Origin of the sequence: Sphingomonas sp. (genome assembly GCF_045810705.1) — a bacterium.
In the GTDB taxonomy this organism is placed as follows: Bacteria; Pseudomonadota; Alphaproteobacteria; order Sphingomonadales; family Sphingomonadaceae; genus Sphingomicrobium.
In genome coordinates this window covers 63,238-72,958 of the sequence record NZ_JBJMVI010000014.1, presented here as the reverse complement: position 1 = coordinate 72,958, position 9,721 = coordinate 63,238, and the positions used below count along the sequence as shown (strand labels likewise).

Genomic DNA, 9,721 nt, shown 5'->3' with positions numbered 1-9,721 from the left:
GACGGCGTGTTCGAGGTGAAGTCGACCAACGGCGACACCTTCCTCGGCGGAGAGGATTTCGACGCGCGGATCGTCAACTGGCTCGCCGACAAGTTCAAGGCGAAGGAAAATATCGACCTCCGCACCGACCGCCTCGCGCTGCAGCGCCTCAAGGAAGCGGCCGAGAAGGCCAAGATCGAGCTGTCGTCGGCCGCGACGACCGAGATCAACCAGCCGTTCATCACCGCGCGCATGGAAGGCGGAACAACGACCCCGCTCCATCTCGTCGAGACACTGACGCGCTCAGACCTCGAAAAGCTGGTCGATGACCTCATCGAACGGACCATCGAGCCGTGCAAGAAGGCGCTCAAGGACGCGGGCCTCGAGGCCAAGGACATCGCCGATGTCGTCCTCGTCGGCGGCATGACCCGCATGCCGCGGGTGCGCGAGCGGGTGAAGGAATTCTTCGGCCGTGAGCCGCACACCGGCGTCAACCCGGACGAAGTCGTCGCCATGGGCGCGGCGATCCAGGCGGGCGTGCTTCAGGGCGACGTCAAGGACGTGCTTCTGCTCGACGTGACCCCGCTGTCGCTGGGCATCGAGACGTTGGGCGGCGTGTTCACTCGGATGATCGATCGCAACACCACCATTCCGACCAAGAAGAGCCAGGTCTTCTCGACCGCCGAGGACAATCAGAATGCGGTGACGATCCGCGTCTTCCAGGGCGAGCGCGAGATGGCCGCGGACAATAAGGTCCTCGGCCAGTTCGACCTCGTCGGAATCCCGCCGGCGCCGCGCGGCGTGCCGCAGATCGAGGTCACGTTCGACATCGACGCCAACGGCATCGTCAACGTGTCGGCCAAGGACAAGGGCACCGGCAAGGAACAGCAAATCCGCATCCAGGCTTCGGGCGGCCTCGCCGATTCGGACATCGAGAAGATGGTCAAGGAAGCCGAACAGTTCGCTGACGAGGACAAGAAGCGGCGTGCCGCGGCGGAGGCCAAGAACAACGCCGAGAGCCTCATCCACTCGACCGAGAAGCAGCTTGCCGAGCATGGCGACAAGGTCTCGGCCGAGATCAAAGACGAGATCGAGAAGGCGATCGCCGAAGCCAAGACCGCGGTTGAAAGCGGGGATGCCGACGACATGCAGCAGAAGACCGCTGCGCTCACCCAGGCGGCGATGAAGCTTGGTCAGGCAATGTACGAGCAGAGCCAGGCGCAGGCCCAGCAAACCGGCGGCGAGGCTGGCGGTGCGGAAAGCGAAGCGGCTGGCGAACAGCCCGGCCAGGAAGAGGTCGTCGACGCGGAATTTTCTGAGGTCGACGAGGGCGAGAACAAGGGCTGATGATGAGGCGCGGGGCCTTTCCGAGGACCGCGCCGAATTCTGTACGGCGTAGCGGGGAGCATTGATGGTCGAGCAGGACTATTACGAGCTGCTGGGCATCGCGCGCGGCGCGGACGATGCTGCCATCAAGGCTGCCTACCGCCGCCTTGCCAAGGAACATCATCCCGACCGGCACAATGGATGTTCTGACAAGGAAGCCCAGTTCAAGGCCATCAACGAGGCCTATGATATCCTCAAGGACCCGCAAAAGCGCGCCGCCTATGACCGCTTCGGGCGGGCGGCGTTCCAGAACGGCGGCGGCGGGCAGGATCCGTTTGGCGACGCCGGCTTCAATGGCTTTTCCGACATCTTCTCGACCATTTTCGGCGAGTTCATGGACCCGCGCGCGCAACAGAATGCAGGGCGCGGAGCGGACCTCCGCTATGATCTCGAGCTGAGCCTCGAGGAAGCATTCGCGGGCATTGAGAAGACCATCGCCGTCGAGGCGATGGCGACGTGCGAGAAGTGCCAGGGCCGGGGTTGCAATAGCCTCGATCGTTGCACCAGCACCTGCAAGACGTGCGGCGGCATGGGCAAGGTGCGGGCGCAGCAGGGGTTCTTTGTCGTCGAGCGCGGCTGCCCGTCCTGCCGCGGCGCAGGCGAGGTGATCACCGACCCCTGTGCCAATTGCCACGGCGAGGGGCGCGCGCACGGCCAGCGCAAGATGTCGGTGAAGATTCCTGCGGGCGTCGACGAAGGCACCCGGATTCGCGTCGCCGGTGAGGGTGAGGCCGGGGTGCGCGGTGCGGCGAACGGCGACCTCTACTTGTTCGTCCACATGATGCGGCACCCGATTTACGCCCGCGAGGGTACCACGCTGATCGCCGACTGCCCTGTCAGCTTTACGACAGCGGCGCTTGGCGGGACAATTTCACTTCCCGGAATCGACGGCAAGCCCGTCGAAATGAAGATCCCCGCCGGCATCCAGTCGGGCGAACAGCTTCGCCATCGCGGCTCGGGCATGAGCGTGCTCAACGGCCGCGGACGCGGCGACCTTGTCGCCCGCATTCTGGTCGAAACGCCGAGCAGGATGAATGCCAAGCAGAAGAAATTGCTGGAGGAATTCCGGGCGACCGAAACGGGTGACGAATGTCCCGCCTCGAAGAGTTTTTTCGCCCGCGCCCGCGACTTCCTCGGCAGCTAGGCCGACGCTTTCTCGCGGCTGCTAGTTTTGACTAGCGATTTGTCGCTGCGCCGATCTCGAGCCGCAGCGCGAACATCTGAGCAAACAACTCGGCCGCGGCGTGCAGCTCGAAGTTCGGCGGGCGCGCCACCCGGCTCTCGCAGCAGAATTCGCAGCTCAATCCGCCCGCAGTGAAAGGGATTCGCAGCATCGAGCGGATGCCCTGCTCGTGCAGCTTGCGCCGATCAGCTTCGTCGGGCGCCCGCATCAGCGCGCCATGTGCCGACGTGTCCCCGGCCTGGCGCGGGAACAGGCTGACGGCCTCTGGTTCGGTGTCGGCGATAAGGATCGGCAGATCGGCCGGGTCGACGGGACTGGCAAGCGCGCCGCGGCTGCTTTCCGACCGCTCGTCGCCGCAACTCAGCGTCACCCGGTCATAACCGGTGAGCGCCCTCATCCGCCGCGCCCCGCCGTCGAGCAATGCCTGCCCGCGGCTATCGACGAGGCCCGCTATCAGCCCGCCGACGCTGCCGAAGCACTCGCCGAAGCAAGCGCTCGACGGCACCGCTTCGAGCAGCACCCGGCCTTCCACGGGATGGAAGGCGATATCGACCAAGTCGTGATCGTCGGTAAGCCGCACCGCGTAGGCGCGGCCAATGCCGGTCGTCCCGCTCAGCCGCGAGAAGAGATTTCGCAGGTCGTGGAGCGCTTGGGCGTGAACGAAACGGCCGAGCGGCTCGTCGATCAAGGTGACATGCGATTCGCTCAGCAGATGATGGATATTCTCGGATGCGCGCAGCACGATCCAATCGAGCGACAGTTCGAGCAAATAGCAGGTGGACTGGACGCGCACTTCGTGCACCGCAGGCGCGTCAGCCATGTCGCCGTCAATTTCGTCGACTGTATCCATCAGCCCCCCGGCTGCATCCGTTGCGAAGAATAGCCCATGAATCGCACAGTGCACGTGAAAAAATTTGTGATCTGCGAAGGAGTTAACCTGGGTTACCGAACACCCGGCCGAAGATCGTGTCGACGTGCTTCAGGTGGTAGCCGAGGTCGAACAAGGCATCGAGCTGCTCGCTGGAGAGGCACTTTGACACGCCCGGATCGGCTTTGAGCAGGTCGAGAAGCGACAGCTGGCCGTCGGATTCCCACACCTTCATCGCGTTGCGCTGTACCAGCGCATAAGCGTCCTCGCGGCTCAGGCCGGCCTGGGTGAGCGCGAGCAGCACGCGCTGCGAGTGGACGAGGCCGCCCATGCGATCGAGGTTCTTCTGCATGCGCTCGGGATAGACGATGAGCTTGTCGATCACGCTGGCCAGCCGTGCGAGCGCGAAATCGAGTGTGATCGTCGCGTCGGGCCCGATGAACCGCTCGACCGACGAGTGCGAAATGTCGCGCTCATGCCACAGCGCGACATTCTCGAGCGACGGCGTCACATAGCCGCGGACCATCCGCGCGAGGCCGGTGAGGTTCTCGGTCAGCACCGGGTTGCGCTTGTGCGGCATCGCCGAGCTGCCCTTCTGGCCGGGCGAGAAATATTCCTCGGCCTCGAGCACCTCGGTGCGTTGCAGGTGGCGGATTTCGGTCGCCAGCCGTTCGATCGACGAGGCGATGACGCCCAGCGTCGCGAAGAACATGGCGTGGCGGTCCCGCGGGATGACCTGGGTCGAAACCGGCTCGACGCTGAGGCCGAGCTCGGCGGCGACACGCTCCTCGACCTCGGGTGGGACTTGGGCGAACGTGCCGACCGCGCCGGAGATCGCGCAAGTCGCGACCCCGTCGCGCGCGGCGACCAAACGCTCGCGGTTACGTGAGAATTCCGCATAGGCCTGCGCGAGTTTCAATCCGAAGGTGGTCGGCTCGGCGTGGATTCCGTGGCTGCGGCCGATGGTCGGCGTCAGCTTGTGCTCGAACGCGCGGCGCTTGAGCACATCGAGCAGCGCGTCGATGTCGGCGATCAGCAGGTCCGCCGCCTGCTTCAGTTGCAGCGCCAGCGCGGTGTCGAGCACGTCGGAGCTGGTCATGCCCTGGTGCAGCCAGCGCCGTTCGGGCCCGAGCTTCTCGCCCGCCCAGCTGAGGAAGGCGATCACGTCATGTTTGGTGACCGCCTCGATGCGGTCGATCGCGTCGATGTCGATGTCACCCAGCGCATTGCGGTCGTAAGCGGTGCGGATGGTCGCCGCGTCCTCAGACGGGATCATCCCGATCTTTCCCATCGCCTCGGCCGCGAATACTTCGATCTGCCACCAGATGCGATAGCGGTTCTCGGCCGACCAGATGGCGGTCATCTCGGGACGGGAATAGCGGGGAACCATCGCCGAGGCGGCTAGCAGGGAAGGCGCGGGGCTTCAAATGTAGTGCCAATCTTCGCGAATGTTCGCGGTGACGTACGATGTTCGGGCCAAGCCGCTCTGCGTGAGTCTGGACGGAGTCGAACGTGCATTTGCAGCTTCGAGCACAATGAGGGCGCTGTAGGACAGCAGTTTCTTCAATGTCCGCTATGGGTGGAAAGCGGACATTAGCCGATGACGTTTGGCGGCCCTAGGTGCTGGAGGAAGTCGGGCTTGCCAAGCGAGACGCCCGCATTGCGTAGGATTGCGTAAGCGGTCGTGACGTGGAAGTAGAAATTCGGCAGCGCAAAACCCGCGAGATACTGAGCACCACGGAAGCGATAGCCCATTCCATTCGGGAACTTGAGCACGACTTCGCGAGCGTCGCTGCCTGCGAGGGACTCTGGTTCGAAGCTCTTGAGGTACTGGATCGTTCGATCGCATCGATCCTCGAGCTCCGCGAAGCTCTTCTCGATGTCAGGCATCGAGGGAGCTTCCGTGCCGGTGAGCCGCCCCAGCGCATTCTTCGCTGAGTCCGACGCCATTTGATACTGCGCAGGCAATGGCCTCATGTCAGGCGCGAGCCGTGCCTCCAAGAGTTCGGCCTCGCTCCTTTCTTCCGCGGCCTTGCTCAGCCAATCACGCATGTTCGTGAGCGAACTTACGAATACCGGGACCGACGCCTCCCAAATTCCGAAACTCATCGCGTTTACCTCGCCCGGTCGTTGAAACCTCGGCATGGCTCCTTCGCCGGATATCCGCAATGGGTCGAAAGCTGCCACTTCGCTAATGTCCCCAATGGGTCGAAAGCAGACATTAGCTTCTGCAACTAGATGAGTCCCATCGCGCGCATGCTCGTCCGCCCCTGTGCGCCGACGATCACATGATCATGGACCGTCACCTTCATGTGCCGACCGGCCTCGACCAGGTCGCGGGTCAGGCGGATGTCCTGTGTGGACGGCGTCGGGTCGCCGCTCGGATGGTTGTGGACGATGATCAGCGCGGTGGCGCCAAGCGCGATCGCTCGGGCGATCACCTCGCGCACATGGACCGAGGCTTCGTCGACCGAGCCCTGCCACAGCGCCTCGTTGGCGAGCAGCATGTTCTTGGCGTTGAGAAACAGGATCCGCACTTCCTCGGTCCGCCGGTGTGCCATGGCGGCCGTCAGATAGTGGCCGAGCGCGTCCCAGCTCGACAGCACAGGCTGACCTTCGACACGCGCCTCGAGCAGCCGTAGCGCGGTCGCTTCGGCGATCTTCAGCGCAGCGATGGTCGGGTCGGTCAGGCCCTCACGGCGCAGGCTGTCGGGGCTGGCGCCAAGCAAGGCCCCGATACCGCCGAAATCGTGCAGCAGCCGCTTGGCGAGCGGCTTGGTGTCGACGCGCGGGATGGTCAGCGTGAGCAGATATTCGATGAGCTCATAGTCGTGAAAACCGGCCGCTCCGGCGTCGAGCAGCCGCTGGCGCAGGCGGGCGCGATGGCCCTTGGCGTCGAGTTCGTCCAGATTGCCGGCGCGCGCGTCCATGCCGCTCCCTCGTGCGACTGGTCCGAGCGCCGCCAATAGACCACAGAAAGCGCCGCGTTGGGAAGCGGTCATGCCGCATCTGGAACGGTGATGCCCGGCATGGGTTAGTGGCCCAATGGACGAGCGCTGGAAGGACGACGGGCTCGACGTGCCGGATGATCAAGCAGTGACGATCGTGCGCCGGCGGCCGTTCGGCCGCATCGCGCTGTTCATCGCGGCCGGGCTGCTGGTCTTGCTCCTGGTCGCGATCGGTGCCGTCTGGATCCAGCGCCGGCCGATCGCGACGCACTTCCTCAAGGGCGAGTTTGAGCGGCGCGGAGTGACCGCAAGCTACCATCTCGACCGGGTTGGCCTTAGGACCCAGGAGGTCAGCAACCTCGTCATCGGCGATCCCAAACGGCCGGACCTCGTCGCCCGCTTCGCCCATATCGAGACGCGGCTGAAGCTCAACGGCAATTTCGAAGTCTACCGGATCGTTGCGCGCGGCGTTCGGCTGCGCGGCCGCCTGATTCACGGGCGCATCAGCTGGGGCCAGATCGACAGGCTGATGCCGCCGCCGAGCAACAAGCCGTTCGCGCTGCCGAATTTCGCGGTCGACATCGCCGACAGCAGCATCGCTCTGGCGACGCCGTTCGGCCCGGTGGGGCTCTCGATCGAGGGCAATGGCAAGCTCAGCGGCGGCTTTGCCGGGCGCGCGGCGATCGTCAGCCCGCTCGTCGCGCCGGGCCGCTGCGCCGCGATCAACGTTCACGCCAATGTCGCGGTGGCGGTGGTCGCACGGCGGCCTCGCATCGACGGGCCGGTGACCGCCGACCGCTTCGTCTGCGCGGTGAGCCGATTCGATGTCGGGGGGCCCCGGTTCGACGCGAAGGCGAGCTTCAACGAGGCCTTCACCAGCATCGACGGCAGCGGCCGGATGGCGATGACCAGCCTCGTCGCCGGCGCCAACGGCCTCGCGAACTTCGCCGGCGATATCAGCTACAGGGGTTCGCTCAACGACGTCGCGGGCGCGGTCCGGCTGTCGGCGCAGAAATCGCGCATGGGCACCATCTCCGCCGAACGCACGCGGCTCGACGGCCGTTACCACCTCAACGGCAAGGTCGGCACGTTCGAAATGGCCGGCAATTATGCCGCGGACAGCGCCGCGCTCGCGCCGAGCATGTTCGCCGGCGTGACCCAGCCGCTCGCCGCCGCGGCCAAGACCCCGATCGGGCCGGTCGCGACCAGCATGGCGAACGCCGTGATCAGGACCGCCCGCCACTTCAATTCGGCCGGCCGGATCACGGTCGTAAACTTCCCCGGCGGCGGCGCGGCGCGGATCAACCAGGCCGACGTCATCGGCCCGAACGGGGCACGGGCGCGCGTGTTCGGCGGCAGCGGTGTGACTTATTATTGGCCGTCGGGCGGGCTGAGGATGGACGGCAATCTCGAGACCGCCGGCGGCGGGTTGCCGCAAGCGCGGGTCAGCCTCAGGCAGCCGCGCGCCGGCGCGCCGATGAGCGGTGTCGCCGATGTCGCGCCTTATGCCGCGGGCGGGCAGCGGCTCGCCTTGGCGCCGATCCGCTTTGGGCCGGGGCCCGGCGGGTCGACCGCCCTCAGCACCGTCGTCCAACTCGATGGCGCCTTCCCGAGTGGACGAGCGCAGGCATTGCGGCTGCCGATCCAGGGGCAGATCGGCCACGGCGGCAGCTTCGCCTTCGGGACCTCCTGCGCGGTCGTCAGCTTCAACTATCTGCAAATGAGCACGGTTCAGCTGGGGCCAACGCGCCTGCCAGTCTGCCCGATCGGCCCGGCGATGGTCTCCAAGCGGCCCAACGGCCCGGTGCTGGCGAGCGCACGACTGCCAAGCCCGGTGCTGAACGGCCGGCTCGGCAGCTCGCCCTTCCACCTGCAGGCCGCGAGTGGCCAGGTCATCGGCCAGCAGTTCGGGTTCGATCGCCTGGCGATGCGCCTCGGCAAGGCAACCTCCCCGATCCTGTTCGACGCGGCGCGGCTGAACGGCCGTCTCGGCGGCCCCGCGGTCAAGGGCGATTTCACAGGCGCTACGGCCTCGATCGGCAAGGTTCCGCTGCAGCTCAGCGATGGGGTCGGCAGCTGGCTCTATCGCAACAAGAACCTGAGCGTGGACAGCAGGCTCATGGTTTCGGACCGCGACCCAAATCCGCGCTTCTATCCGCTCAAAAGCGACAATGTGCACTTCACCATCGCCGGCGATTACGTCCGCGCGACGGGCGCGTTGCACCACCCCGCGAGCGGAACATTGGTCACCGACGTCAGCATCGAGCATCGGCTGTCGACGGGTGACGGGCACGCCGTCCTCGACGTTCCGGGGCTGGCCTTCGGCCCGAACTTCCAGCCGGATCAGCTGACGCGGCTGACCGAAGGCGTGGTGGCCCTGGTCAATGGGACCGTGCGAGGTCAGGGGCGGATCGACTGGGCTTCGGGCGGGAAGGTGACGTCGACCGGCGATTTCTCGACCGCCAACATGGATGTAGCCGCGCCGTTCGGGCCGGTCACGGGCCTCACCACGACCGTGCATTTCAGCGACCTCCTGGCGCTCGAGACCGCGCCTCACCAGCTCGCGACGATTGCGTCGATCAACCCCGGTATCGTCGTCACCGACGGCGTGATCCGCTACCAGCTCCTGCCCAACAAACTCGTCCGCATCGAGCGCGGCGAGTGGCCGTTCATGGGTGGCCGCCTGATCCTTCACGAGACAATCCTCAATTTCGGCAGTCCCAGCGCGAAACGGCTGACGTTCGAGCTTCAGGGGTTCGACGCCAAACAGTTCATCGACAGCCTCGGCTTCCAGGGCATCGAGATCACCGGGACGTTCGACGGCGTGCTGCCGATGATCTTCGACCAAAATGGCGGGCGGATCGTCGGCGGCCGGCTCGACTCCCGCGCCCCTGGCGGCCGCCTGCAATATACCGGCACCAAGCCCAAGGGCATGGCCGCGGGGGTGGCCGTGGGGCTGCTCAGCGACATTCGATATCGCACGATGATCATTCGCCTCGACGGCGATCTCGCCGGCGAGTTCGCGACGCGGCTGACGGTCGACCAGGTGTCGCTCGGCCCCAGCCACGGGCTGCTCGCGGGCCTCGTCCGCTCGGCCTTCAGCAAGCTGCCGCTGCGGCTCAACATCAACATCAACGCGCCGTTCCGCGCGCTCATCCAGATGGCCAAGGGGTTCAAGGACCCGACGCAGGCGATTGCGCCGGTGATGCCGTTCCCGGTCGATTCACCCGCGCTCAAGGTCGAGGTCCTGAGCACGGTCAAGGAAGAGCAGCAGACAGCGCCCAAGCCTGTGTCGCAGGCCACGCCACTCCGCAAATCATCACCACCACCACCCGGAGGCACCAAGTGAAACTAACA

7 protein-coding genes are annotated in these 9,721 nt (G+C 65.6%); 3 read left to right on the top strand and 4 right to left on the bottom strand.

Annotated elements, in window-relative coordinates; all coding sequences use genetic code 11:
* Nucleotides 1-1,326 (top strand): molecular chaperone DnaK (dnaK, locus tag ACJ8FR_RS07305; RefSeq protein WP_407827970.1); only part of this gene is annotated, 1,326 nt, incomplete at its 5' end.
* 64 nt (nucleotides 1,327-1,390) lie between these two features.
* Complete coding sequence (gene dnaJ / locus ACJ8FR_RS07300; RefSeq protein WP_407827969.1) at nucleotides 1,391-2,509, top strand: molecular chaperone DnaJ; 1,119 nt, start codon at nucleotides 1,391-1,393, stop codon at nucleotides 2,507-2,509.
* Nucleotides 2,510-2,540: 31 nt separating this feature from the next.
* Here the strand turns inward: dnaJ and ACJ8FR_RS07295 are convergent, their stop codons facing one another.
* The 4 genes from ACJ8FR_RS07295 to radC all read right to left on the bottom strand — a co-directional run bounded on the left by ACJ8FR_RS07295 (nucleotide 2,541) and on the right by radC (nucleotide 6,346).
* The gene (locus ACJ8FR_RS07295) at nucleotides 2,541-3,398 is read right to left on the bottom strand and encodes a hypothetical protein (RefSeq protein ID WP_407827968.1); all 858 of its coding nucleotides are present in this window, start codon (nucleotides 3,396-3,398) and stop codon (nucleotides 2,541-2,543) included.
* Between the two features lie 82 nt (nucleotides 3,399-3,480).
* A complete protein-coding gene (gene purB / locus ACJ8FR_RS07290) occupies nucleotides 3,481-4,806 on the bottom strand; it encodes an adenylosuccinate lyase (protein ID WP_407827967.1) in 1,326 nt (441 codons plus the stop codon).
* 203 nt (nucleotides 4,807-5,009) lie between these two features.
* On the bottom strand, nucleotides 5,010-5,525 hold the full coding sequence (locus ACJ8FR_RS07285) for a DUF1993 family protein (protein ID WP_407827966.1): 516 nt from the start codon (nucleotides 5,523-5,525) through the stop codon (nucleotides 5,010-5,012).
* A 125-nt stretch (nucleotides 5,526-5,650) separates the two neighbouring features.
* A complete protein-coding gene (gene radC / locus ACJ8FR_RS07280) occupies nucleotides 5,651-6,346 on the bottom strand; it encodes a DNA repair protein RadC (protein ID WP_407827965.1) in 696 nt (231 codons plus the stop codon).
* A 115-nt stretch (nucleotides 6,347-6,461) separates the two neighbouring features.
* Between radC and ACJ8FR_RS07275 the strand changes: the two genes are divergently transcribed.
* Entirely contained in the window at nucleotides 6,462-9,713 is a 3,252-nt protein-coding gene (locus ACJ8FR_RS07275) for a YdbH domain-containing protein (RefSeq protein WP_407827964.1), read from the top strand.
* The last annotated feature ends 8 nt before the right edge of the window (nucleotides 9,714-9,721 follow it).